Below are 25,681 nucleotides of genomic sequence, written 5' to 3'. Positions count from 1 at the left end.
GGAAGAGAACGAAGAAAATAAAGCTTAAAATTTTTTAAATCATATCAAAAATCCTAAGCTCAAAACTTAGGATTTTTTTTTTCACTTCAACATCTGTCTTAAAAAACTCACAGGATGCATAGCTCGTTTTGGGCTTCCATCTTTTATTTGATGACGGCAACTGGTACCATTTGCCAGAATATAAGTTTGGGGTTTAGAGTTTCTTACCGCTGGTAAAAGAATGAGTTCTCCAATTTTCATACTGATATTGTAATGTTCTTTTTCAAACCCAAAACCACCTGCCATACCACAACAGCCAGAAGGAATGATGCTTACTTTAGCATTCTTAACAATATTAATTGCATCAAAAGTGATTTTTGAATTTGAAAGTGCTTTTTGATGGCAATGGATATGAAGTTTGACTTCGCAAGATTCTTCTGAAAATTGATTTGATGAAATATGACCTCGTTGTATTTCTTGACTCAAAAATTCTTCAACCAAGAATACATTTTTAGATAATTTTTCTGCAGCTTTTATGTCATCAACCAATCTCAAATAATCATCTCTAAATCCTAAAATAGCTGAAGGTTCAATGCCGAGTAAGGGAGTTTGTTCATTTATAATATCTTTATATAAATCGATATTGTATTCTGCCAAAACTTTAGCTTGCTTTAAAAATCCTTTTGAAATCAAAGCCCTTCCGCTGGGTTTATTCTTTAAATATTTAACCTCGTAACCAAGTTGAGTTAAAAGTTCTACTGCATCTCTACCTGTTTCACTTTCTAATCGATTTGTAAATTCGTCAACAAATAAATAGATGGTTTGTATTTTAGGTGTCTTAGATTTTGATTCTACTTTATTCTTTTTTAAATAATTGAAAAAAAGTTGCTGAGAAAGTTGTGGCAAACTTCTGTTTTGATGAAACCCTAAAGGTTTTTTAAGGGTTTTTGACCAAAACTTATGTTGCACAAAATAATTATAAACACCAGCTCCAGGTTGCAACAGTTTATTGATTGAATCATTAAAGCCAATCAATTTATCTCTAATAGGTCTTTTATGGGTTTTGTAATACTGGTAAGTCCATTCTGCTTTAAAACTTGCAGCATCAACATTACTTGGGCATTCGCGTTTGCAAGCTTTACAAGAAATACATAAATCAAAAACCTCTTTAATAGCTTGATCTGATAAGGTTTTGGGATCAGTAAGATACTGTCTTAAAGCATTGGCTCTGGCTCTTGTGGTGTCTTTTTCGTTTTTTGTAGCGTGATAACTTGGACACATTCCTCCAGACGACAATTCTGTTTTTCTACAATCGCCACTGCCATTGCAATTTTCAGTGGCATGTAATAGACTTTTTTCTGCATTAAAATTCAAAAAACTCTTGTGCAAAACACCTTTGGATTGGTAACGTAATTTTTTGTCAATGCTAAAGTTGTGAGAGGTTTTGATAATTTTATCAGCATTAAAAATCTGATGAGGGTCAAAGCTAAATTTCAATTGAGTTAAAAATTTATAGCACTCTTCACCAAGCATCAATTTTATAAAATCTGAACGAACAATGCCATCGCCGTGTTCGCCGCTTAAAGAACCTTTGTAAGATTTTACAAGTATAGCAACATCGTGAGTTATGGATTTAAAATCTTCAACATCTTTTTTATCTTTTAAATTCAAAATTGGTCTGAGATGTAGCTCTCCAGCACCTGCGTGAGCATAATAAACAGGTTTTTGATTGTATTTTTTCATCAAACCTGAAAACTCTTTGATGTAAGGCTGTAAATCTTTAAGTGCTACCGCTGTATCTTCTATGCAGGCAACTGTTTTTTTGTCACCTATCATACTGCCTAATAAACCTAAACCTGCTTTTCGTAACTTAAACGCCTTTTTAATTTCTTCATCTTTAAGCACTGGAAAAGCATAACTTGATGTGTTTTGTTTTAAATCATCTAAGAGATTTGATGTTTGTTTTTCTAAGTTTTGCTTATCATTAGATCTGATTTCTAAAAATAAAATGGCTTTGGGATTAGCTGTGAGGAAAAATCTATAGTGTTTAAATTCTGAGTGATTCTTGGTGCAATCCATGATGGTATCATCCATCATTTCACAAGTAAATAAATCGTGCTGCATTGTTACAGAAACCGCCTTTAGACAATCATCAACAGAATGAAAGTGTGCAGCAATCATCGAGCTGTGTTGCGGTGGTAAAGAGTCTAATTGAATTTTAATTTCAGTAATAAAACACAAAGTCCCTTCGCTACCACAAATCAATTTTGAAAGGTTGATATAACCTGTTTGGTTATAATATTTAACTAATTCGTCAATGGCATAACCTGTATTTCTTCTGTGTATTTCAGGTTTTGGAAAGTATTTTAAAATGTGTTTTTGGTAATCTTTATCTTTTAGAAAGTTTAGTATATCTTTATAAATTTTGCCTTCAACATCATTTTGTTTTGACTTTTTTAAACAAATTTTGTAATTGAGAGGTTTAAACTCTACAGTTTTGGCATCAGATAATATACATTTTAAAGAAATGACTTTATCTCGGGTTACGCCATATTTTATAGAAGTTGTTCCAGAAGAGTTATTGCCTACCATCCCTCCTATCATACATCGATTTGATGTTGATGTGTTTGGTCCAAAAAACAACTCATGTTTTTTGATATGCATATTAAAGTCATCAAGGATCACTCCAGGTTGCAAAAGGGCTGTTTTTTGGTTGACATTGATATTTATAATTTTATTAAAATATCTACCGATATCAACAACAATATCTGAACTTATACACTGTCCAGCTAGTGAAGTACCTGCAGCACGCGAAACAAGTGATAATTTGTGATCAGTGGCATATTGAATGAGCTGTTTTAAATCTGCTTCATTTTTTGGGCAAGCTACTAATTTTGGTTTTTCCTGATAGACAGAAGCATCTGTAGAATATATGCTTCTATGCAAATTATCATCAAAGAGTTGACCTGAAAAGTTGTTTTTTAAATGTTTAAAATTCATCGCAATTTTGCTTTTCTATACCACAAAATGCCAAGTCCAAAAACAAGGATTAAAATTATACCAATGCCAATATTCAAACCTTGCCAGTACACGCCATTGGCTTGTATTTTTGTGGCATCTAAACTAGGGATATTGATTTTTTTATTTCTTAAAAGAACCAAATCTTTATCACCTAACATATAGTTTAGTGCGTTTATCAAAAACCGTTTATTGCCATAAGTTTCTCCCGTAAAACGATCAAAACCTAAGCTTAAAGGTTTTCCTCTTTGTATTTCATTTTTGGCAATATCGCCATCAGATATTATAATTTGACGAGTAAATATACCTGTATCTTTATGATTTTTATAATCAAATGGAGCAATACGGTTTTTAAAAACTGAAGTAAATTTACCTTCAAGCAAAACGGCTAAGGGGAAATTACCAACGGGATACATTTCAGGTTGGGGTTTAATATTAATTTGATCAAGACTAACTTCTCTCGGTGTTCCTTCGCTTTTTGAGAGTCTAGAGCTTTGAAGTAAAACCGTTTTTTTGATATCGTTTTTTAATGTATCAATACTATTAGCAAATTCAAATTTTACAGCATTTAAATTGCTGACAATAGGGTGTTTAATTTTAGGTTCTACAAGAGGTTCATAAAACCATGGGTAAGGATTTAGTTGTGTATTTTCGGCTTCTCCTGTTGAGAGATATATCGGTGCAGAAAATACATCATTAATGATTTCATAATTTAATCTCACACCATATCTAAAAAATAAATTTAATAAGTTTAAATCTCTAGGTAACGCAATTGCCGAACTGGATTTCTTCAAACTATCTTTTTCAATATTAACGGTTTCTGTCATCCATAACGCACTGCCACCTTGCATGATGTATTGATCTAACACATAGATTTCTTTCTCTGTGAATGGTTTAGTGGGTTTAGCTTCAATAATAGCGTCAAATGAATTTAACTGTTTTAAGACTTTGCCAGGATGCTTTTGAACAGAATCGAGAGAAAAAGGTGCTATTAAATAATAATCATTAACTTCAGTTAAAAAATCGGTTAGATATCTATCTTCTAATTCGCCTTTGCTTCTGATAACCGCAATTTTTTTACTTCGCTTTCTACTTAGTTTCAGTATTGCATCCGTAAATGCATATTCTAAGTTTTGTATTGAAGCAGTAATCATATCTTCTACACTGGCATTCAAAGTCTTGTTAAGCAAATGAACAGGCATTTGTTTATGGTTATATTTGACAATTGCCCAAGGAAAAATTATGGTTTTTGTCAATTTTCCTTTTTTCATGACACTCAGGTTTTCTGGCATCATTCCATTTTGATAAAAAGTGTTACCAACTTGCTGTGGATCATCGTTTTCTCCAACTGGATTGACAAGTTTAAATTTGATGAGAGGGTTTTTAATATTAAATTCTTCTAAAATATATTGAGTTTCGCGTTGCAGTCTTTTAAATTCTCCACTCATTTCACCTTTCAGAAACACTGTGATATTCAATGGTTTATCTATTTTATCTATATAATTAAGACTCACATCTGAAAGTGTAAAGCGTTGATCTGAAGTAAAATCGAAACGCTGATAGATATGATAAGAAATCAGGTTGAAAACTATCAACAAAAGGATATAAATGATAAAGCGTTTGAAAAATATATTCATCTTATATTTTTAAAGTTTTTAAACGCCATTGAGTGAGTATCATAAAAAACAACCACATCGACAAGAAGTAAAATATATCTCTGGTATCTAAGACGCCTCGCATCATAGATTTATAATGAAACTTTAGGCTTAAATATTCAAAAATAAAAATATCAACCCCAAAAATTCCAGAACTTGATAAGGCATAAAACCCATAGTAAACAAAAAGACATATCACTACAGCCACTATAAAAGCCACTAATTGGTTATGACTTAATGTAGAAGAAAAAATACCTATGGCTGTGTAAACCTTGATTAAAAGAAACAAACCAAAGTATGAAGCGACAATAGCACCAAAATCAATATTTTCAGGAGTTTTAGAGAGGTTGTAAATACTCAGTATATAAATCAATGTCGGTATAATTGCGATTATGCTTAAAGCCAAAGCTCCTAAATATTTTCCAAAAATTAGCTGATTGATGCTCACAGGTTTTGTAAGTAATAATTCTAAAGTGCCTTGGCGTTGTTCTTCTGAAAAACTCTTCATACAAATACCTGGAATTAAAAACAAAAACACCCACGGTACCAACTCAAAAAACAAAGTCAAATCGGCATAAGCAGCATTATAAATATTATAAGGTGTATCAAAAACCCACAAAGTTAAACCGCTAACAATTAAAAAAACTAATATGACTAAAATGCCCAAGATTGAGCTAAAAAAACTAAAGAACTCTTTTTTTAAAATTGCAAACATTTCTGTTTAATTTAATTTCACAATTGTGTTTACACTCCAAGCTTGTGGTTTTTTTGCAAACATCGCTTTGGTTTTAGGCCAAACATTTTTGAACAAATCTGAATGCCTGTATTGGTTCAAGTCGTTTTCAGATTGCCAATAACTATAGGTCATAAACCTAGATTTATCATTGATATCTTGCCATAATTCTAAATGTTCGCAACCCTCAAAATTTCGAATTTTAGTTTTATTTTCCTCAAAAAAACGTTGGAATTCTTCTATATATTTTGTTTCAAATTCTAGTTTTACAATTCGTTTAATCATCATAAAAGTTTATTGTTATAGTATCCATCATATCAAGTCCAAGCAGAGATGATGCCCCACCTGTTCGATGAGGATTGCTTTTATAAATAGCTAACTCTAAATATCCCGAAGCGTTAAATATGGCTATTTTTTTTCCTGAGTCACCTCTTTTTTGGGGTGGTAAATCAAAATTTATAGCATCGCTATAGGTTTCATAAATTTCTTTAAATTCAACATGCCTAACGCTTATAACAAATTTACGACCTTTAACTAAAGGTTCAAAGAAAGTCTTTTTAATATTAGTAATAACATTCCCAAAATTATCAATATAAACAACATGACCGATAAGCTGATTTTCAAGAGCATTAATTTGTGGTTCTATATATTTTATTTGTTTTAAAGTTTCTATTGGCTTACCAATAATTTCTAATTTACCACCTCTTAAAATATGTCCTGCTACTTTTACAAAAATATCTAAAACTGTAAAGCTGGTATCTAAAGTTTTGTGAATATTGATTTCAACTATTTTATCTGGCTTGATTTCAGAAGTGATTAAGGAAACTATACCATTGTTGGCACAAATGAAATAATGATTGTCTAAATATACGGCTATGTGTTTATTTTCTGGCGTCAATTCGGCATCAACACCTATGATATGAATACTTCCTTCTGGAAAATTATGGTAGGCATTTTTAATGATATAAGCTGCTTCTATAATATTAAACGGAGAAATTTGATGTGAAATATCTATAACAACAGTATCTTCTATTTCTGAATACAAAGCACCTTTAACAGCGGCTACGGAGTGATCTTTTAATCCAAAATCTGTAGTTAGTGTTATGATAGGCATTTAAGAATTGAAAATTTAGAATAATTGTATTGATACTTCTGAAAAACGATTCAAATATTAAAACTTATACTTTTAAAATCAAATTCAAATATACATAATTTCAATGGTCTTAAATACCCAAATTTAAAACTAAAAATCAGCTATTAATTTTCTATATAGTCTCTGATCTAATCAGTTCATTAAACATTCATTTTTTATATCACTTTACACATGATTTATAAGGTGTCTTTTTCTTTTGGTTGTCCTGTCATCATTAAATAAGATTTTAAAAAGTCATCAATTTCACCATCTAAAACCCGATCTACATTTGCGGTTTCGTGGTTAGTTCTTACGTCTTTGACCAGTTTGTATGGATGCATGACATAATTTCTAATTTGTGAACCCCATTCAATAGATTTTTTGTCTGATTCTATTTCTTTTCGTTCTGCTTGTTGTTTTTGAATTTCAATTTCATAGAGTTGAGACTTCAACATTTGCATAGCTTTTTCTCGATTTTCTAATTGCGAGCGCGTTTCTGAATTGGTAACCACAATACCTGTTGGATGATGGGTTAAAATAGCTTTAGTTTCAACTTTATTGACGTTCTGACCACCAGCTCCACTAGATCTTGCAAAATCCCAACTTATATCGGCTGGATTAATTTCAATATTGATGCTTTTGTCTATAAGTGGATAAACATACACAGAAGCAAATGAAGTATGGCGTTTGGCATTGCTATCAAATGGTGAAATTCTTACTAATCTGTGTACGCCATTTTCTCCTTTCAACCAACCAAAAGCATATTGACCTTCAATTTCTATAGTTACTGTTTTTACGCCAGCAACATCACCTTCTTGATAGTTTAATTCTTTAAGCTTATAGCCTTTTCTTTCTGCCCAACGCATATACATTCGCATAAGCATTTCAGCCCAATCACAACTTTCGGTACCGCCTGCTCCAGCAGTTATTTGCAAAACAGCTGTGAGTTTATCGCTTTCTCCAGAAAGCATATTTTTAAATTCTAAGGCTTCTAAACTAGATTTTATGTTTTGGTATTGCTTATCAATATCTTTTTCTGAAGCATCGCCATCGTTGTAAAGCTCTACTAAAACTTCAAGCTCTTCTATATTTTGTTTGATGTTGTTGTAGCCATCAACCCAAGACTTTAGCTCGTTGATTTCTTGCATTAATGATTGAGCTTCTTGTGGGTTATCCCAAAACCCTGGCGTCAGGGTTTTTTCTTCTTTGTTAGCTATTTCAATTTTTTTTTGATCTAAGTCAAAGATATTGGTTTAAGGCCGTTAGTCTTTTTTTTAAATCGCTTATTTTTTCTTGGTAAGACATATGTAGTTTTTTAACAAAAATAAGTATTAACAAGGCAAACACAAACCAAAATTTGCAATTTAAAGCTATATTTTATCACTACCACTCTATGGCCGACTTATTGTTTTCTAACAAATAATTATTGGCTTCGCTAAAGTGCTTATGACCAAACCAATAGCCTCTATTAGCACTTAAAGGCGATGGATGCCCTGAAGTCAAAACCAAATGTTTCTGTTTGTCGATTAATGTAGATTTTCTCTTTGCAAAACCGCCCCAAAGCATAAAGACTAAATTTTCATGATTTTCAGACAGTTTTGAAATTACTGTATTAGTAAAGCTTTCCCAACCTTTGTTTTGATGGCTTCCTGCTTGATGAGCTCGAACCGTCAAGGTTGCATTCAACAACAAAACCCCTTGTTTGGCCCAAGATGACAAATCACCGCTATTGGGAATCTCTTTTCCTAAATCTTGTTGTATGGATTTAAAAATATTTTCTAACGATGGTGGTTTACTTACACCATCAGGTACAGAAAAACAAAGCCCATGAGCTTGACCTGGACCATGGTAAGGATCTTGTCCTAAAATCACAACTTTCACCTTTGGAAAAGGGCATAATTCAAAAGCCTTAAAAATATCTTTACCTTTAGGGTAACAAATGTATTGTTGATATTCATCTTTAACAAACTCAACTAAATTTTGAAAATAAGGCTTTTGGAATTCATCTTTTAATATTTTTTTCCAATGGGTTTCAATATTAACCTTCATCTTTATATGTATTTTTGTAAAATTAAGAAGCTGAAAACATTTATGTCTCAAATTTCATCAAAAACCTTAGACGATCTTGAATTTAAAGAGGTTTGTTTGCAAATTAAAAATTTTTGTGTTACCGAATTAGGAAAACATAAAGCACGCAATTTAAAACCTTTTAAGACCCCAAAAAAAATTATTAATGCACTTCAAGAAGTTACAGAATATCAAGCCTCGCAATATGAAGACAAAAGCATTCCTAAACATGGTTTTGATGATATATCAACTGGACTAAAACGCCTATCTCTTGAAGGTAGCATTTTAGAAGAAGATTCTTTTATAAAATTCAAAAATATTTCAAATACCACTAATGATTTAATTGATTACTTTAAAAAATATCAGGACACTTACCCTCAACTCTATCATAAATTTTCAAAAATATATTACACCACAACAATAATAGATGAAGTAAATGCTATTATAAATCGTTTTGGCGAAATTAAAGATAACGCTAGCGAAAACTTGTCTATAATTCGACAAGAAATTCAGGTCAATAGAAGCAAAATCGGATCCAGCTTTACAAAAGCTTTAAGCCAATACCAATCTCAGGGTTACTTAGCTGATATTAAAGAAAGTTTGGTTGAAAACATTCGCACATTAGCTGTTAAAGCCATGTATAGACGAAAAGTAAATGGCAAAGTTTTAGGGCAATCAAAAACAGGTAGCATTGTTTATATCCAGCCTGAATCAACTGATATACATACCAGAAAACTATTGAGTTTGATAGCTGATGAGGCACAAGAAAAAAATAGAATTTTAAAACAACTTACCGAAAAAATAAGACCTTTTAAAAACCTGCTTAAACAATACACAGAAGTCTTGAGTGATTTAGATTTAGTTTATGCTAAAAAACGATATGCTGATGAGATAAATGGTATTATGCCTAAAATTTCAGATGAAAAATCTATGTTTTTAAAAGATGCTTATCATCCTTTGCTATTGATATCTAATCAACAAACTAATAAAAAAACTTATCCACAAGATATCAAACTAAATGACGAGCAAAAAATTGTAATCATTTCTGGTCCAAATGCTGGTGGAAAAAGTATCACACTCAAAACTGTTGGTTTACTTCAATTAATGCTTCAAAGTGGCATTTTGATTCCTGTTCACGAATACAGTCAAGTTTGCTTCTTTGATAATATTATAACCGATATTGGCGACAATCAAAGCATAGAAAACCAACTGAGCACCTACAGCTATCGGCTAAAAAATATGTGTAGGTTTCTCAAAATATGTAATGACAAAACCCTATTTCTCATCGATGAGTTTGGCACTGGAACTGACCCTGAGCTCGGCGGTGCTTTGGCTGAAACTTTTTTGGAAGTCTTTTACGAAAAAGGAGCTTATGGCATCATCACCACGCATTATGCTAACTTAAAAAAGATGGCAACCGAAACCGATGGCATAACCAACGCCAATATGATGTTTGACAGCCAAAAGTTACAACCTATATTTAAACTAAAAACAGGAGAAGCTGGCAGTTCGTTTACCTTTGAAGTGGCTCAAAAAAATGGTATTCCTTATAGCCTAATCAATCGGTCTAAGAAAAAAGTAGAACGTGGCAAATTACGCTTTGACAAAAGTATTGCCAAGCTTCAGCAAGAACGAAGAGAACTGAATCAAACCAAGACAAAATTTTCTTCAAAAGCTGAACAAGCAGACCAAGAGCAAAAACGTTTAGATGCAATAAATGAAAAATTACAAAAAAAACTTGAGCAGTTTCAAACCTTGTACGACAACAATCAAAAAATGATTAATCTCGGGCAAAAACTCAATAATATGAGTGAACGCTATTTTAGCCATAAAAATAAGAAAAAACTCATCAGTGAATTTTTATCCTTAATTGAAAAAGAAAACGCCAAACGTAAAAAATTCAACAAAAAAGAGCGTTTACAAAACAAAAGAGAAAAAGCAAAAGCTGAAAAAGAAATGCTCAAGCACATAGGTAACATTCGTGAAAAAAAGAAAAAAGAAAAACAAAAAGAAGCTCAAAAACCACCCAAACCAAAACCAAAATTGCACGTAGGTGACAGCGTAAGAATGCACGACGGTAAGGCTGTTGGAACGATAGATCGCTTTGAAAAAAACAAAGCTATTGTGAATTATGGTATCTTTACAACTTCTGTTGAACCTGATTTATTAGAACTGGTAAAATCTGCAAAATGAACAAAGACCCTGAATTACCTAAAGGAAAACACATTGTTTTATTTGATGGGGTTTGCAATTTTTGTAACAACTCCGTTCGATTTATCATAAAACACGACAAAAAGGATTTGTATCGGTTTGCCTCATTACAATCTCAACTCGGACAATCACTTACTAAATCTCGAGGTATTGATACCCAAAAAATAGATTCTATCATCCTAATTCAGCCTGGTGAAGCTTATTATATCAAATCTAATGCAGCTCTTGAAATTGCTAAAAATTTAAACTCTTTCTACCCTATTCTTTCTGTTTTTGTCTATTTACCTCGTGGGTTTAGAGATTTTTTTTACGACTTTATCGCTCACAATCGCTACAAATGGTTCGGCAAAAAAGAAACTTGCCCGATGCCCAAGCCTGAAGAACAAGACAAGTTTCTGGAAGTTTGAATTATAATATTTTGATTACCAAAAAAAAATCATCTTACTCCGCAAACTTTTTGCTCGACCCTCGAACTCAAGTTAAGTTACTAAAAATTTGAGTTCCTCACGATAAACCGATGGTGTTTTTCCAAAAAAAGCTTTAAAGAGCTTGTTGAAATGCGATAGGTTATTAAATCCACTATCGTAACAAACTTCAGAGATACTCATTTGTTTTTCGTGCAAAAGTTTAGCCGCGTGAGCAATTCGGTATTCATTGACAAATTCTGTAAATGTTTTTCGGGTTCTTTTTTTAAAATACCGACAAAAGGCAGGCACCGTCATACTGGCAATGTCGGCAATTTCCTCAAGACTGATGTTTTGGGTGTAATGTTCTTTGACATAATTAAATATCATATTGATTTTTTCGCTTTCTTTAGTAGAAGTTTCTAAAGTAAACTCTTCAACATTGAGAATGGTATAATTTTCAGCTTCATCCATAGCTTTAAAAACTTTGAACAAGGCCACAATGCGTTCAAAATAATTCATATCATTCATATCTTCTATCATCTGACCGATGTTGCGTTTTGACTCGCCGTGAAACACTAAACCTCTTTTTGCACGCTCTAAAAGTCCCGACATAAAAGACATTTCAGGAATGTCAAAAAATGCTTGACTTAGTAAATCTGGCGACATTTGCAACACGGTTTCCCGCTTATTGTTAGTCAATTTGTCCGTTAAACCACAGTGTGGCAAATTAGAACCAATAAATATTAAATCGCCATTTCTATAATAAGAAATGTGACTTCCTATTTGCCTTCGACCTGTACCGCCATTGACATATACAATTTCCAATTCAGGATGATAATGCCAAAAAGGTTTGACGTTTTCTACGTGCTTTGAAAATTGCCTATAAACTATTGAACTTCCAAAAGGAGATTCTATTTTTTCAAATTCTGGTTTAATCAAACTCATACTATATTAACTTTATGTGATGCTAAATTAATATAAATATTGAAATATGACATAAAATAATAATATATTAATTTTAAATAAATGTTAAATAGCTAAAAATGTTAATATAGCATCAATAATGGTTATTTTTGATGAAGCTAAAAGCTAATTCTGCCCCTATATTTGTATTGTAATTTAAAAACAAATGTTATGAAAACTATGAAACAATTAATTACAGCCGTTGCAATTTTACTTTCTGTTCAAGTATTTGCGATTTCTGACATTCAGATTAGAACTAATGGTAATTCTGAAGTGATTATCGAAGCTAACAAAACAACAGGCGAAGAAAGCATCAGAATTTTTGACGAAAAAGGGACAATGTTATTCTTTGAAAAAATTAATAAAGATAAATATGTAAGGACCCTTAAGCTTTCTACACTTCCTAATGGTAAGTATTTTGTAGAATATGAAAACGACAGTAAAATCAATACTGCCGTGATTTTGAAGAAAGGAGATGACATAATAGTTACTTCTAATTTTAATCAAGTAAGCTTTAAGCCAATGATTAATCAAAACGGTGACTATTTAAGTGTAGGTCTCACAAATCCACAACTTAAAAACGTAAGCATGAGCATTACAGACGAAAAAGGTTTTGAGCTAACAGAAATTAAAACCAAAAATGAAATGTTTGTGAAAAAAACTTTCAACACTGCAAGATTGCCAAAAGGTGATTATAGTGTTCAAGTGAAATGTGGTAAAGAATCATTCACAAAATTGATAAGCATTCAATAGTAATTGTGTTAGGTTTAGTTTTGAAAGAGCTGCTCAAATTGGGCAGCTTTTTTTTATGTATAAGGGTCAACGTCAATATTTAAACGCACACTTCTAAATTTTGATATTGTATCATAACGCTCAATGCCTTTAAGCAAATAAGCTTTGGTTTTGCTCAAAGATTGTTCAGGCGGTATTTTTATGATAATATGTTTGATATATTGATTGCGTATTCTTGCTATACCAGGAAATTCAGGCCCTAAAACATGCTTATTGAAGATTTGTTTTAAATAAACCGCCAACCAGTCAGCTGCTTCGTTGAGACGATTGTAATCTTTTGATTTGAAAGTCAATTTTATCATCCTGTAATATGGTGGATAATGAAAATCAAAGCGCTGTTCCATTTCCTGCTTGTAGAGATTGGCGTAGTTTTCAGAAATCACATCTTGAATCACACGGTGTTGAGGTTGAAAGGTTTGAATCAAAACTTCGCCTTGTTCTTTAGTTCGTCCAGCACGTCCAGCCACTTGGGTTAGCAATTGATAACTTTTTTCGAAGGCTCTAAAATTCGGGAAGTTAAACAACCCATCAGCATGCATCACAGCTACCAAATCTACGTGTCTAAAATCCAACCCTTTGGTTAGCATTTGCGTACCGATGAGAATATCAATTTCTAAATTTTCAAATCCTGCAATCAATTTTTCAAAGTCGTATTTACCTCTTGTGGTGTCCAAATCCATCCGTTTGATTTTGGCTTTTGGGAACAAATCTTTGGCTTCGTGCTCAATTTGTTCTGTGCCAAATCCCATGGCTGTAATATCTTGACTTCCACAGGACAAACATTTGTTTTGAACCGCCATTCTATAACCACAATAGTGACATCTTAAAGTGTTATTGGCTTTGTGAAGCGTCAAACTCACATCACAATGCGGACACTGTGGCGAATGACCGCAAGTCAAGCACTCGATGACTGGTGAATAACCTCTGCGGTTTTGAAAAACAATAACTTGTTTTCCTCGGCTTAGAGTCTCTTTTATGCGTTCTACAAGCTCATCAGAAAAATGACCTTTCATTTTTTTTCGCTTGTATTTGTCTTTTAAATCAATGGTTTTAATCACTGGCGGTTTGACGTCGCCAAAGCGTTTGTTGAGCTCAACATATTTGAATTTTCCTGTGTTGACATTGTAAAAACTCTCTAAACTTGGTGTTGCAGAACCCATTAAAACTTTAGCCTGATGAATTTGACCTAAAACTACAGCGGTGTCTCGTGCGTGATATCGCGGTGATGGATCAAATTGTTTATAGCTATTTTCATGAGATTCATCAACTATAATCAATTTTAAATCTTGAAATGGTAGAAAAATAGAAGAACGCGTCCCAACTATGATTTGACCTGAATCTGCACTTAAAACGTGTTTATAAATCTCTACGCGTTCGTTGGTTGAATATTTACTGTGATAGACCAAAACCTGCTTACCAAATTGATTTTTAATGCGTTGTATGAGTTGAGTGGTTAAAGCGATTTCTGGTAGCAAATACAAAATTTGTTGTTGTTGTTTTAAAAGTTCTTCTATCAGTTTGAGATAAATTTCTGTTTTGCCTGATGAAGTTACACCTTTAAACAACACCACATCACCTGTTTTGAAATGTGATTTTATGGCTTGATATACTTTTTCTTGTGCTGATGACAAAGAAAGTTTATTAGCCACAGTGTTTTGGTTATTTTTGATACGATCTTCTTGAACGCTATATTCTTCTAAAACAGCTTTATCAATTAGAGCTTTTAAAACGGAATCACTGACATCAATTTGAGATTTAAAATCTTTTTTAGAAAGCGGTTTATTAGATTTAGCGTTTAATTTAAAATAGTGTAAAACCACTTCTTTTTGTTTTTCTGCTCTTCCTAAATCATCTAACAATTGTTTTAAATTTTCTGAAGACTTGTACTTTTCGGCTATTCTGATATAGGTTTTGAGTTTTGGCTTGTATTGACGTTTTACACGACGGTCTATGTGAATTAAATTTTGACTTATCAATTGATTAACAACTTTTAAGCCTGAAGTCTTTCCTAAAATTTTTTGAGCATCACTCATTTTGATTTGCGTCTGCTTTTCGATAGCATCTATAAGTAGAAATTCATCATCAGACAAATCCTGTTCTAAATAATTAACCTCTTCGTTGAGCTGAAGCAAAGTCTCACTTTGTATCAACAAAGCACTTGGTAAACAAGCTTTTAATATCAGACCAAAAGACGATAAGTAATAATTTTTAACCCATTTGAACAGTTTCAGTTGGTTGATTGTTATAATAGGGAAATGATCTAAAACTTCTTTTACAGGTTTTGCTTCATAATGCAAAGGTTTGTTAGTGTGAATATTTACAACAACAGCAGTATGGAGCTTATTTTTACCCAAAGGAACAGCAACTCTAGAACCAATTTGGCACTGTTGATGAATCTGCTCACTAAGACTATAGGTGAGTAAATTTTGAATGTTTAAAGGTAAAATTACATCAGCATAGTAGCTCATATCATTACTTAAAAGGTCTTTTTATGTGTTATTTCAATATTAGCTTCTTTACTGCTTTTGAGTTTTGAGTTTTTAAACTGACAAAATAAATCCCTGAGCTTAAATCACTTAAATCAATTCTGAATTGGTTAACAGAAGGATTAACTTCAAAAGTTTTTAAACTTCTACCGTTTAAATCAAATACTTCAAGGTTTAGATCTTGGTTTAAGCTTTGATTTAGGCTAATGTTTACTTGACCTTGACTCGGGTTTGGAAATATTTTAAAATCAGAAATCACGTTATCATCAACAGATAATGTTTCTTCATAGCACAATTCAACACCAAAACTATCTATACTACCGCCATCACCTGAAAACATATCATTAACTGTTAAAATCCAATCCCCATTGATGTTTTCACCAACAAATGATGATAGCTTTTCTTCGGCTTTAATCGAACCTATTAAAGCGGGTGGCAAAAGATCGTTGCAAGTTTGAGCAAGACCTTTATCATCAAAAATTACATCAACATCATCTAAGTCGTCACAAGGTTGGTCTAAAAGCGTAATTGTAGTTCCATCAGGACTAGTTAGAGTAACCTCAATATCAGCCAACCAAGTATGAGTGAGTTCAAAAGTTACATTAACGTCTTCAATAAATTTGGTAGGAGAAACACCTGAAATATTAACTACAGATTGAACGCTATTAGGACCAGAACTTATTATAGTAACAGGAGTGTCTGTTGAAGTGGTCAAGGGCAAACATTCTAAAGTTTTAGTTGTAAAAGAACTTGTAGCAAAATTGCCTGTCACACAATTATTGATAGGATTTACCCTCCAAAAATAAGTCTGATTAGCTTCTAATTCAGGAGCTTCAACCTGTGAATCTTGAGTTATCATACTAAAAAGTAAACTATCAAAATTTGAAGTCGATGAAAGCTGAACCTCATAAGTATTAGCTTCTGGAATAGAATTCCAATCTAAAACAGGTGATAAAACACTAAGTTGATTATTATTTGGACTATTTATTGTCAAATTAGGTAAAGATGTTGCTGACTCTATTGTGAGATTTAAGTCAAAACTAAATGTTTCAATTCCAGAATATGCTGTAACTGAAAAAGGATAATCACCTGGTGAAACTGAAGCCAAATTATCAATGCTTAAAGTAGATGTTCCTTCATTATTGATTGTTGATGGCGACAATGATGCCGATAAACTTGATGGTAAACCACTGACGATTAAATTAATATTTCCAGTGAAAGAACTAATAGAGTTTACATCTAAATCAAAAATAGCTGTTTGATCTGCACAAAATGTAAGGTTAGGCGAGTCAGTTTGAATAGCAAATTGAGACTCAGCTATTCCTGTTACAATGAGAGAATAGTCTTGTGAAAGATTTTGTAAAGTCCCTTTATGTGATATTTCTATGGTATATTGACCTATTGCATCGTCTATTTCAATTTTTTCAACGTTATCAACAATATTATTGCCTGTAGTAGCTGGAGAATCTGGAGATGCCACATCAAGCGTCCAAGGAAAATACTGAGTTGAACCATCTGGAGCTGTGATTTTGATATCTAAATCATTAACTAATTTTGGAATCGTACTGTCAACAACAAGCAAATCAGAAACTGTACCAGCGGGATCTGTCCATGCTATTGTTGCTACTAATGGTTGATTGATGCCCACAGCATCTACGGTTTTAGTGTAAGTATCTCCTTGATTGAGTGTATTTTCTTCAATTATACTGGTAAAATTTTTATTGGTAATCACATCCGCTGATGCTCCTGTATCCATCAAACCCCAGCCAAATTTATAATCAGGTCCAGGAGCATCACCTGCTTCTCTTGCTGTATGTAAAACTATAGCTTTCATTGAAGCTGCATTTAAAAAACTGCCATACACATTGTTATAGTGCTGATGCAGTAAACCTAAACTTCCACTAACACTAGGCGTTGCCATAGATGTTCCTGAAAAAAAAGCATAACTGCTGTCGGTATTTGCTACGCAAGAGAAAGTATTTGTTCCTTTAGCCGATATATCAGGTTTAATTCTACCATCATCAGTTGGTCCCCAACTACTCGTGCTAGACATGACTACACTTGAAGCATCAACGTAGTTGTTAACTTCCAAGACATTTGCAACTGAAAGAATGTTTTTAGCTAAATTTTTACCACTGATTAAATCAAATCCATTTTTTGATGGATTATAAGGTCCGCCTTGAGATGGTGGAACGTTTCTGCTATTACCTGCAGCAAAAACAGGCAAATAATTTGGTGCATTAAAAACCAATTGATCAATATCTGCTGTTGAAGAAATGTAAGCTCCAAATAATGTTTCGGGTATTGATGCTGGATTTATACCATAAGAATGATTAGAGACTAACATGCCGTTCGCAGCTTCGTTAGTCATTTCAGATAAATCATTATCAAAATCATAGGCAGTTAAGTTAGCAGCAAAAGACATTCCTTTTGCACTTGGATTTACACCAGATGCAATCATAGTACCAGAAACATGTGTGGCATGGCTGCTTAAGCTACTAGGGTTGTCAATCTGAACAACTCTACCAACTAGTTCTTGATGAGAATCTCTTACTGCTCCACCGTCCCACATCCCAAAATTGATACCGCTTCCGTCAAGTGAAAGTCCTTTTATGCCACCAGCATAAACTTGATTTGTATTAATAGTAATCGCCGCACCAGCATTGTAAGTTGTTGTGTAAATTAAAGTCCCATCATCCAAAACCCGTTGTAAAATTGATACACCACCATTTTTTTCAGGTATAACTATAGGAATGTTATTCTCTTGAGCATATTTAATAGCTTTACGCTTTTCAGTTTTATAATAATCAGAAAAAAATTGAGACAAGGTTTTTAATTGCTCAATATTATAATCAGCAGTGATTTTTTTTCTCTGTTCTATGGATTGAGCGAAATTGTTTTGGGTAAAAACAATTAAAATTAACAAGACACAAAAGCTATTCCTACGCAACATAAAATTTCTTTTTTTATAAATGTGATGTAAAACTAATCAATTTAGCAATATTTAAAATATATTTGTTTTTTTTAAAAAAGTTAAAAATATGAATTTCATCGTATCTAGTCATTATATGTCTCAAAAACTTCAAGTTTTGGGTGGTATTATCAACAATTCAAATACTTTAGCCATTCTTGACAATTTTTTGTTTGAGCTTGACCATAATATTCTAAAAGTATCTGCTTCAGACCTTGAAACAACCATTTCAGTAGTATTAAACGTTGAATCTGAGTCTAAAATTGATTTTGCGGTTCCTGCAAAAATATTATTAGATACTTTACAAACATTTCCAGAACAACCCTTAAACTTCAAAGTTCAAGAAAATAATACAGTTGAAATTAGATATCAAGGTGGTAAATTTGGGCTGGCTTATGTCAAACCAGATGACTTTCCAAATGATGTGGAAGTTGAAGATGCTATCACTTCAACAATAATAGCTGACACCTTAGCAACAGCAATCAATAGAACCATTTTTGCAACTGGAAACGATAGTTTAAGACCTGTGATGAACGGTGTTTTTTTTCAGTTTTTAGAAAATGATGCGAGATTTGTAGGAACTGACGCCCATAAACTGGTCAAATATACCAGAAGCGATATTCAAAGTGAAAAAGAAGCTGAGTTTATTATGCCCAAAAAACCACTTAATCTTTTAAAATCAATACTAAGTGGTAGCGAAGAAGATGTTCATATTGAATACAATGAAACTAATGCCAAATTTTCTTTTGAAGATTTTGAACTTAACTGTCGATTGATTGATGGTAAATATCCAAATTACGAAGCGGTTATTCCTTATGAAAACCCAAATAAACTTATCATAGACCGCAATCAATTTTTAAATACTGTGAAACGTATTTCTATTTTTGCTAATAAAACTACACATCAAATCAAACTAAAACTAAATGGTGCTGAATTAAAAATATCTGCTCAAGATGTTGATTATTCAAATTCGGGCGAAGAACGTCTTGATTGTCAGTATAATGGAGATGACATGGAAATCGGTTTCAATTCACGCTTTTTAATTGAAATGCTTAGTAATCTCACTTCACAAGAAGTGCAATTGGCCATGAGTATGCCAAACAGAGCTGGAATTCTTACACCTGTGGATGGTCTTGAAGATGGCGAAGAAGTCACCATGTTGGTTATGCCCGTGATGTTAGGCAATTAGTTTCTCAACAATTTCAACTACGTTAATTTTTATTGAAATCAAAGGCTTTCTATCAAAAGCTTTAATTCGCTTAGTTTATCTTTGCAAATATGTTTAGAAGATTTGCTAAAATTTCTCTTATTGCTATCTACCTTGTCATTATAGCAGGTGCTGTAGTTAGAATGACAGGAAGCGGTATGGGTTGCCCAGATTGGCCTAAATGTTTTGGATATTACATCCCTCCTACTGAACGGGAACAACTTGAGTGGAAACCACAACACAACTATTTTAAAGGACAAGTCATTATCGTCAATGAAAGCTTAAAAGTGGCAAAAAACAAGTTTTCTTCAAATCAAAATTTTAATCAAAATAATTGGAACAACTACAACAAACACGACTATGCCAAATTTAATGTTTGGCATACTTGGATAGAATATATTAATCGACTTTTTGGGGCTTTGTCGGGTGTTTTTGTATTACTGATGTTTATCAGCTCTTTTTGGTTGCGAAAATCAAAACCGAAACTCATTTTGTGGTCTTTTATCACTTTAGTCTTGTTGTTGTTTCAAGCTTGGCTCGGTGCTACTGTAGTGTATTCTAATTTGCTCCCTGCAAGAATAACCATTCATATGATAGTAGCTTTAACAATAGTTGCGTTGCTTTTGTATATCATTCATATTTCTAAATCTGAAAATGATCAAATTAAAACCAGTTCTAACTTTAAATTTCTTGTCATTTTTAGTTTGATTTTATCATTAATACAAATTGGTTTAGGCACTCAAGTCCGCCAATTTGTTGATGAAACCGTTAAATCTGTAGGATACGAACAAAAAGAATTGTGGTTAAACAATCCTGATATAAAATTCTACATTCATCGCACGTTTTCAATTGTAGTCTTGTTGGTCAATGTGTTGATTTGGTTTATGAATAGAAAATATAGTTACAATTTAGACAAACTTACCAATGGTTTATTAACTGTTATTGGTATTGAAATTTTAACAGGTATATTGATGTATTATTTTGACTTTCCTTTTCTAACGCAACCCTTTCATTTGGTCATTGCAACGTTGATGTTTAGTTTACAATTTTATATCTTCGTTAAAATACATAAAAACTCAAAAAAAATTCAAACGATATGATTTATAAATTTAGAGTTACGCTTGATGTTTTAGACGATGTTTTTAGAGATATCGCTATTAGAAAGACCGATACGTTTGAAGACTTGCATTTTGCAATTATTCAAGCTTTTGGTTTTGAAGGTCAAGAAATCGCTTCGTTTTACAAAGCTGATGAAGATTGGAATCAAGGCGAAGAAATTGCTTTAGAAGATATGAGTGAAGGTCAAGCCAATCTTAAAATGATGAGCGAAACCCATTTAGAAGATATTTTATCTGAAAAGCAAACCAAATTGATTTACGTTTACGATTTTTTAAATATGTGGACGTTTTATGTGGAATTAGCAGACATCACCGAACCCGAATCAAGTCGAAATTATCCTGATTTGCTGTTTGCACAAGGGCAATTGCCTGAAAATCCACCTGAAAAAAAGTTTGAAGCCGATTTGTTTGATCAATTTAGCGATGAATTTAGCGATGAGCTTGAAAACGATGATTTAGACCTCGACAATTTTGACGATTTAGATTTTGATGAACGTTGGAATTAAGATGAATTAAGCATTTTGAATTCTAAATTTTGAAAAATATAAATTTAGTTTCATAAATATCAATGCATCAGCGATAAAAAAACAGTCACCAGTTCATAAATTAATACACTGTTAATCAGTATATTCTATTTATCACTTTCTTTGCTTTCTCAACAATAGCTTTGGCATTCAAACCATATTTTTCCATCAATTGTGCTGGTGTGCCACTTTCGCCAAACGTATCTTGAGTAGCGACAAATTCTTGTGGCGTTGGCTGATGTTGTGCCAAAGTTCGAGCAACACTTTCGCCCAGACCGCCGAGAAAATTATGCTCTTCAGCTGTTACAATACATCCTGTTTTTTTAGTAGAAGTCACAATAGCCTCTTCATCTAAAGGCTTGATGGTGTGAATGTTGATTACTTCAGCAGAAATACCTTGCTCATTGAGTGTTTTTGCCGCTTCTAAAGCTTCCCAAACCAAATGCCCAGTTGCAACAATTGTAACGTCTTTGCCATCTTGTAATTTTACCGCTTTCCCAATTTCAAAAGATTGATTTTCAGGCGTAAAATTAGCCACTTTTGGACGTCCAAACCGCAAATAAACTGGTCCTTGATGTTCTGCTATGGCAATGGTAGCGGCTTTAGTTTGGTTGAAATCACATGTATTAATCACCGTCATACCAGGCAACATTTTCATCAAGCCAAGATCTTCCAGAATTTGATGAGTAGCTCCATCTTCTCCAAGAGTTAAGCCCGCATGTGAAGCACATATTTTTACATTTTTACCTGAATAGGCAATGCTTTGACGGATTTGGTCATAAACACGACCTGTTGAAAAGTTGGCAAATGTTCCTGTGAATGGAATTTTACCACCAATAGTCATTCCTGCGGCAATCCCCATCATATTGGCTTCAGCGATTCCGATTTGAAAAAAACGTTCGGGATGTTGGTCTTTAAAAGCATTCATTTTTAATGAGCCTGTTAAGTCAGCACAAAGTGCTACAACATTGGGATTGCTGTTACCTAATTCTTCTAAACCGGCACCAAAGCCAGACCGTGTGTCTATACTTCCTGTATTTTTGTATGTTTTCATAGGCCTATCCAAACCCTTCCTAAGGAAAGGCTATTTAATTTTTTTATTAATATTTATTTTTAACATCGTAAATTTGTTTTGCAACATTTCTTTCTCTTATAGAAAGATTTAGGATGGGCTTTTAATAATCTCCCAAAGTTTCAGGATTTTGATTTAACCCAATTTCTAATTGCTCATCGTTTGGGGCTTTACCATGCCAAGCATGCGTATGCATCATAAAATCGACACCATTGCCCATAATGGTTTTTAATAAAATCACAACAGGTTGTCCTTGACCAGTTTTTGATTTAGCTTCTGCCAAAATGTTTCGAACGGCGTTGATATCATTGCCTTTGTCTTCTTCTAAAACCAACCAGCCAAAGGCTTCAAATTTTGCCTTTAAATCACCCATAGGCAAAACATCATCCGTAGAACCGTCAATTTGTTGACCGTTATAATCTACTGTTGCAATAAGATTATCTACCATATTTCCAGCTGCATACATCATAGCTTCCCAATTTTGACCTTCTTGCAATTCGCCATCACCGTGAAGTGAATAAACCAAATGCTTGTCTTTATTTAATTTTTTAGCTAAAGCGGCTCCAATGGCAACAGACATGCCTTGACCAAGTGAACCAGAAGCAATTCTCACACCAGGCAAACCTTCATGCGTTGTTGGGTGACCTTGCAATCTGGAATTAATGTGTCTAAAAGTATTGAGCTCTTCAATAGGAAAATAACCACAACGTGCTAAAACACTGTAATAAACAGGAGAAATATGCCCGTTAGAAAGGAAAAACAAATCTTCGTCTTTTCCATTCATATCAAACTCATCCTTAGTGTCTAAAACTTCTTTAAATAGCACAGAAAAAAATTCAGTACAACCTAAAGAACCACCTGGATGACCAGAATTGACTTTATGGACTTGTCTTAAAATATCGCGTCTCACTTGAGTGACGAAATCTTGTAAATTTGATGATGTTGTCATCTTTAAATGATTTTTGACAAAAATAAACTATTAAAACCGCAACAAAAATCTTTTTTAAAGCAGTTATTAACGAACTTATTAAAATTTGCTGTTGATTAGAATGAAATAATAAACTTTGTTTAAAATGCCAATGAGATAAGTATATTTGCAGCGTTTAAATTTATTTCATGACATTTGATATTCAATCTAAAGATCAAAACTCTAAGGCTCGAACAGGCGTTATTACTACCGATCACGGAAAAATTAGCACTCCAATTTTTATGCCCGTCGGAACCATTGCCACTGTAAAATCGGTTCACCAAAGAGAATTGCTCAACGACATCAAAGCTGACATCATTCTTGGCAATACTTATCATCTTTATTTAAGACCAGAAACCGATATTTTGCAAAAAGCAGGTGGCTTGCATAAATTTATGAATTGGCCTAAAAATATATTGACAGATAGTGGTGGTTATCAGGTCTATTCACTCTCTGAACGCCGAAAAATTACCGAAGAAGGAGTAAAATTCAAATCACATATCGATGGTTCAATGCATTGGTTTTCACCTGAAAATGTTATGGATACACAACGCTTAATCGGAGCTGACATTATGATGGCTTTTGACGAATGTCCACCTTATCCAACTGATTATCAATATGCCAAACGCTCTATGCATATGACACATCGTTGGTTAGAAAGGTGTATAAAAAGATTTGATGAAACCGAAGATCTATATGGTCATCAACAGCATTTATTTCCTATATTACAAGGAAGCACCTACAAAGATTTAAGACAAGAATCTGCAAAATACATCGCTGATAAAGATATGCCAGGCAATGCAATTGGCGGATTGTCTGTGGGTGAACCCAATGAAAAAATGTATGAAATAACTGATATGGTTACTGACATATTACCAAAAGAAAAACCACGATATCTTATGGGTGTTGGCACGCCAATTGATTTGCTTGAAAACATTGCTCTTGGTATAGATATGTTTGATTGTGTTATGCCTACACGAAACGCTAGAAACGGAATGATTTTTACAAGTGAAGGAAGTATCAATATCAAAAATTTAAAGTGGAGAGACGATTTTTCTCCCCTTGATAAAGACGGTACAACTTGGGTTGACCACGAATACAGCAAAGCTTATGTCAGACATTTATTTACAGTAAATGAGCTTTTGGCTAAACAAATTTGCAGTATTCACAATTTAGGCTTTTATTTGAAGTTAGTTAGACAAGCAGCTCAACATATTGAAGCAGGAAGTTTTATTTCTTGGAAGACTAAAATGATAGATCAATTGCAAAATAGATTATAGTGAAAATTTTAGATTGGTATATATTAAAACGCTATTTGATAAGCTTTGTGATTATGCTTATCATGTTTGTGCCAATTGGCATTATTATTAATCTTTCAGAAAAAATAGATAATCTCAAACAACGCAATGCACCATTAGATGAGATTTTATATTTTTATGTCAACTTTGTGATTCATTTTGCCAATTTATTATTTCCCATACTTCTCTTTTTGTCGGTAATTTGGTTTACGTCAAAATTGGCAAACAATTCTGAAATTATAGCATTTTTGAGTTCTGGCGTTTCTTTTATGCGGTTTTTAAGACCCTATTTTGTTGGAGCGACTATAGTCTTTTTCATTGCATTAAGTTTTAGTATGTATATTTATCCTAATTCAAGTGAAGATTATAACACATTTTATTATAAATATTTTTCTAATGATAATTCTATAAGAGACACCAAAAATATCTATCGTCAAATTAATGACAACGAATATATTTATGCTTCAAGTTATAGTCCACAAAATCAAACGGCTTATAACTTTACCTTAGAGCATTTTGAAGGTGAACGTATGACTTTTAAAATAACGACCAATCAAATCAAGTTTAATAAAGATTCTTTAAATTACACTTTAAAACCTTACATTAAAAGAACAATAACAGAACGCGAAGACTATATCACAAAAAAAGCATCATTTGATACCATTTTACCTTTTGAGCTTGATGAACTAACACCAACCGTTTATGCCGCAGAAACCAAAAACTACTTTGAGCTATTAGATTTTATTGAAGAAGAAAAACAACGTGGTTCACCTTATATAAAACTGTATATGATTGATTTATATAGGCGTTGGAGTGTTCCTGTCTCAACATTTATTCTTACCATAATTGCTGTAGCAGTATCATCTATCAAAAAACGTGGCGGAATGGGAATCAATTTAGCCATAGGGATTGTCGTTGCATTTTCATATGTATTCTTGGATAAAGTTTTTGGTGTGTTTGCAGAAAAATCAAGTTTTCCTCCAGTTATAGCCGTTTGGGCATCTAATGTCATCTTTGCTATTTTAGCCATAATTTTACTACAAAAAGCAAAACGTTAGTTTTTTAGTTTTGACGCTTTTAA

The 25,681-nt window shown here is 32.9% G+C and carries 20 protein-coding genes; 8 read left to right on the top strand and 12 right to left on the bottom strand.

Annotated features, from left to right (window positions below; all coding sequences use genetic code 11):
- Nucleotides 1–81: 81 nt before the first annotated feature.
- From ACSSV5_RS06610 to ung, 7 genes are all read right to left on the bottom strand, one after another.
- On the bottom strand, nt 82–2,979 hold the full coding sequence (locus ACSSV5_RS06610; protein WP_454245255.1) for an FAD-binding and (Fe-S)-binding domain-containing protein: 2,898 nt from the start codon (nt 2,977–2,979) through the stop codon (nt 82–84).
- The gene (gene gldG, locus ACSSV5_RS06605; protein ID WP_454245254.1) at nt 2,976–4,634 is read right to left on the bottom strand and encodes a gliding motility-associated ABC transporter substrate-binding protein GldG; all 1,659 of its coding nucleotides are present in this window, start codon (nt 4,632–4,634) and stop codon (nt 2,976–2,978) included. Before gldG ends, ACSSV5_RS06610 begins: the two co-directional genes overlap by 4 nt.
- 1 nt (nt 4,635) lies before the next feature.
- Nucleotides 4,636–5,367, bottom strand: coding sequence for a gliding motility-associated ABC transporter permease subunit GldF (gene gldF, locus ACSSV5_RS06600; protein ID WP_454245253.1), 732 nt, complete (start codon nt 5,365–5,367; stop codon nt 4,636–4,638).
- A 6-nt stretch (nt 5,368–5,373) separates the two neighbouring features.
- The gene (locus ACSSV5_RS06595) at nt 5,374–5,670 is read right to left on the bottom strand and encodes a putative quinol monooxygenase (RefSeq protein WP_454245252.1); all 297 of its coding nucleotides are present in this window, start codon (nt 5,668–5,670) and stop codon (nt 5,374–5,376) included.
- Nucleotides 5,663–6,499 carry an SAM hydrolase/SAM-dependent halogenase family protein gene (locus tag ACSSV5_RS06590; RefSeq protein WP_454245251.1) on the bottom strand — a complete coding sequence of 279 codons (837 nt, stop codon included), beginning with the start codon at nt 6,497–6,499 and terminating at the stop codon, nt 5,663–5,665. Before ACSSV5_RS06590 ends, ACSSV5_RS06595 begins: the two co-directional genes overlap by 8 nt.
- A gap of 215 nt (nt 6,500–6,714) precedes the next feature.
- Nucleotides 6,715–7,822, bottom strand: a protein-coding gene (gene prfB / locus ACSSV5_RS06585; RefSeq protein WP_211066099.1) for a peptide chain release factor 2 whose coding sequence is annotated in 2 segments (ribosomal slippage) — nt 6,715–7,758 and nt 7,760–7,822 — 1,107 coding nt in all. Because the reading frame shifts where the segments join, the coding sequence is not laid out codon by codon here.
- 78 nt (nt 7,823–7,900) lie between these two features.
- A complete protein-coding gene (ung, locus tag ACSSV5_RS06580; protein ID WP_454245250.1) occupies nt 7,901–8,566 on the bottom strand; it encodes a uracil-DNA glycosylase in 666 nt (221 codons plus the stop codon).
- A 42-nt stretch (nt 8,567–8,608) separates the two neighbouring features.
- Between ung and ACSSV5_RS06575 the strand changes: the two genes are divergently transcribed.
- Both ACSSV5_RS06575 and ACSSV5_RS06570 read left to right on the top strand, forming a co-directional pair.
- Nucleotides 8,609–10,777 (top strand): endonuclease MutS2, encoded by a 2,169-nt coding sequence (locus tag ACSSV5_RS06575; protein ID WP_454245249.1) that lies wholly within the window; start codon nt 8,609–8,611, stop codon nt 10,775–10,777.
- Entirely contained in the window at nt 10,774–11,202 is a 429-nt protein-coding gene (locus tag ACSSV5_RS06570) for a thiol-disulfide oxidoreductase DCC family protein (RefSeq protein ID WP_454245248.1), read from the top strand. The genes ACSSV5_RS06575 and ACSSV5_RS06570 overlap by 4 nt, the downstream gene beginning before the upstream one ends.
- A gap of 72 nt (nt 11,203–11,274) precedes the next feature.
- Here the strand turns inward: ACSSV5_RS06570 and ACSSV5_RS06565 are convergent, their stop codons facing one another.
- The gene (locus tag ACSSV5_RS06565; RefSeq protein WP_454245247.1) at nt 11,275–12,147 is read right to left on the bottom strand and encodes an AraC family transcriptional regulator; all 873 of its coding nucleotides are present in this window, start codon (nt 12,145–12,147) and stop codon (nt 11,275–11,277) included.
- Nucleotides 12,148–12,336: 189 nt separating this feature from the next.
- Here ACSSV5_RS06565 and ACSSV5_RS06560 point away from each other — a divergent pair, with 189 nt between their 5' ends.
- Nucleotides 12,337–12,918: a T9SS type A sorting domain-containing protein gene (locus ACSSV5_RS06560; protein ID WP_454245246.1), complete on the top strand. Its 582-nt coding sequence runs from the start codon at nt 12,337–12,339 to the stop codon at nt 12,916–12,918.
- A gap of 53 nt (nt 12,919–12,971) precedes the next feature.
- Here the strand turns inward: ACSSV5_RS06560 and priA are convergent, their stop codons facing one another.
- Together priA and ACSSV5_RS06550 are read right to left on the bottom strand one after the other, a co-directional pair.
- A complete protein-coding gene (gene priA / locus ACSSV5_RS06555; protein WP_454245245.1) occupies nt 12,972–15,425 on the bottom strand; it encodes a replication restart helicase PriA in 2,454 nt (817 codons plus the stop codon).
- A 28-nt stretch (nt 15,426–15,453) separates the two neighbouring features.
- The gene (locus tag ACSSV5_RS06550) at nt 15,454–18,396 is read right to left on the bottom strand and encodes a S8 family serine peptidase (protein WP_454245244.1); all 2,943 of its coding nucleotides are present in this window, start codon (nt 18,394–18,396) and stop codon (nt 15,454–15,456) included.
- A gap of 88 nt (nt 18,397–18,484) precedes the next feature.
- Between ACSSV5_RS06550 and dnaN the strand changes: the two genes are divergently transcribed.
- The 3 genes from dnaN (at nt 18,485) to ACSSV5_RS06535 (ending at nt 21,245) form a co-directional block, all read left to right on the top strand.
- Nucleotides 18,485–19,603 carry a DNA polymerase III subunit beta gene (gene dnaN / locus ACSSV5_RS06545; protein WP_211066090.1) on the top strand — a complete coding sequence of 373 codons (1,119 nt, stop codon included), beginning with the start codon at nt 18,485–18,487 and terminating at the stop codon, nt 19,601–19,603.
- 89 nt (nt 19,604–19,692) lie between these two features.
- Nucleotides 19,693–20,721: a COX15/CtaA family protein gene (locus tag ACSSV5_RS06540; RefSeq protein ID WP_211066089.1), complete on the top strand. Its 1,029-nt coding sequence runs from the start codon at nt 19,693–19,695 to the stop codon at nt 20,719–20,721.
- Complete coding sequence (locus tag ACSSV5_RS06535) at nt 20,718–21,245, top strand: IS1096 element passenger TnpR family protein (RefSeq protein ID WP_211066088.1); 528 nt, start codon at nt 20,718–20,720, stop codon at nt 21,243–21,245. The genes ACSSV5_RS06540 and ACSSV5_RS06535 overlap by 4 nt, the downstream gene beginning before the upstream one ends.
- Before the next feature lie 115 nt (nt 21,246–21,360).
- Here ACSSV5_RS06535 and ACSSV5_RS06530 read toward each other — a convergent pair whose 3' ends face one another.
- Both ACSSV5_RS06530 and ACSSV5_RS06525 read right to left on the bottom strand, forming a co-directional pair.
- Nucleotides 21,361–22,317, bottom strand: a complete 957-nt coding sequence (locus ACSSV5_RS06530; protein WP_454245243.1) for a transketolase family protein — start codon at nt 22,315–22,317, stop codon at nt 21,361–21,363.
- A gap of 121 nt (nt 22,318–22,438) precedes the next feature.
- Complete coding sequence (locus tag ACSSV5_RS06525; RefSeq protein ID WP_454245242.1) at nt 22,439–23,284, bottom strand: transketolase; 846 nt, start codon at nt 23,282–23,284, stop codon at nt 22,439–22,441.
- Between the two features lie 167 nt (nt 23,285–23,451).
- On the opposite strand from ACSSV5_RS06525, the gene tgt reads away from it, so the two are divergent.
- Together tgt and ACSSV5_RS06515 are read left to right on the top strand one after the other, a co-directional pair.
- The gene (gene tgt, locus ACSSV5_RS06520; protein WP_454245241.1) at nt 23,452–24,582 is read left to right on the top strand and encodes a tRNA guanosine(34) transglycosylase Tgt; all 1,131 of its coding nucleotides are present in this window, start codon (nt 23,452–23,454) and stop codon (nt 24,580–24,582) included.
- A complete protein-coding gene (locus tag ACSSV5_RS06515) occupies nt 24,582–25,658 on the top strand; it encodes an LptF/LptG family permease (protein WP_211066084.1) in 1,077 nt (358 codons plus the stop codon). Before tgt ends, ACSSV5_RS06515 begins: the two co-directional genes overlap by 1 nt.
- The last annotated feature ends 23 nt before the right edge of the window (nt 25,659–25,681 follow it).

Source organism: Psychroflexus sp. MBR-150 (genome assembly GCF_053628795.1).
Note: the sequence above shows the minus strand (reverse complement) of the source record. Positions and strands in the feature narration are given on the sequence as shown.

Bases quoted from the DNA above. Each gene is read 5' to 3' on its own strand.
- ACSSV5_RS06610 (WP_454245255.1), bottom strand. From the start codon at position 2,979: ATGAATTTTAAACATTTAAAAAACAACTTTTCAGGTCAACTCTTTGAT.
- gldG (WP_454245254.1), bottom strand. From the start codon at position 4,634: ATGAATATATTTTTCAAACGCTTTATCATTTATATCCTTTTGTTGATA.
- gldF (WP_454245253.1), bottom strand. From the start codon at position 5,367: ATGTTTGCAATTTTAAAAAAAGAGTTCTTTAGTTTTTTTAGCTCAATC.
- ACSSV5_RS06595 (WP_454245252.1), bottom strand. From the start codon at position 5,670: ATGATTAAACGAATTGTAAAACTAGAATTTGAAACAAAATATATAGAA.
- ACSSV5_RS06590 (WP_454245251.1), bottom strand. From the start codon at position 6,499: ATGCCTATCATAACACTAACTACAGATTTTGGATTAAAAGATCACTCC.
- ung (WP_454245250.1), bottom strand. From the start codon at position 8,566: ATGAAGGTTAATATTGAAACCCATTGGAAAAAAATATTAAAAGATGAA.
- ACSSV5_RS06575 (WP_454245249.1), top strand. From the start codon at position 8,609: ATGTCTCAAATTTCATCAAAAACCTTAGACGATCTTGAATTTAAAGAG.
- ACSSV5_RS06570 (WP_454245248.1), top strand. From the start codon at position 10,774: ATGAACAAAGACCCTGAATTACCTAAAGGAAAACACATTGTTTTATTT.
- ACSSV5_RS06565 (WP_454245247.1), bottom strand. From the start codon at position 12,147: ATGAGTTTGATTAAACCAGAATTTGAAAAAATAGAATCTCCTTTTGGA.
- ACSSV5_RS06560 (WP_454245246.1), top strand. From the start codon at position 12,337: ATGAAAACTATGAAACAATTAATTACAGCCGTTGCAATTTTACTTTCT.
- priA (WP_454245245.1), bottom strand. From the start codon at position 15,425: ATGAGCTACTATGCTGATGTAATTTTACCTTTAAACATTCAAAATTTA.
- ACSSV5_RS06550 (WP_454245244.1), bottom strand. From the start codon at position 18,396: ATGTTGCGTAGGAATAGCTTTTGTGTCTTGTTAATTTTAATTGTTTTT.
- dnaN (WP_211066090.1), top strand. From the start codon at position 18,485: ATGAATTTCATCGTATCTAGTCATTATATGTCTCAAAAACTTCAAGTT.
- ACSSV5_RS06540 (WP_211066089.1), top strand. From the start codon at position 19,693: ATGTTTAGAAGATTTGCTAAAATTTCTCTTATTGCTATCTACCTTGTC.
- ACSSV5_RS06535 (WP_211066088.1), top strand. From the start codon at position 20,718: ATGATTTATAAATTTAGAGTTACGCTTGATGTTTTAGACGATGTTTTT.
- ACSSV5_RS06530 (WP_454245243.1), bottom strand. From the start codon at position 22,317: ATGAAAACATACAAAAATACAGGAAGTATAGACACACGGTCTGGCTTT.
- ACSSV5_RS06525 (WP_454245242.1), bottom strand. From the start codon at position 23,284: ATGACAACATCATCAAATTTACAAGATTTCGTCACTCAAGTGAGACGC.
- tgt (WP_454245241.1), top strand. From the start codon at position 23,452: ATGACATTTGATATTCAATCTAAAGATCAAAACTCTAAGGCTCGAACA.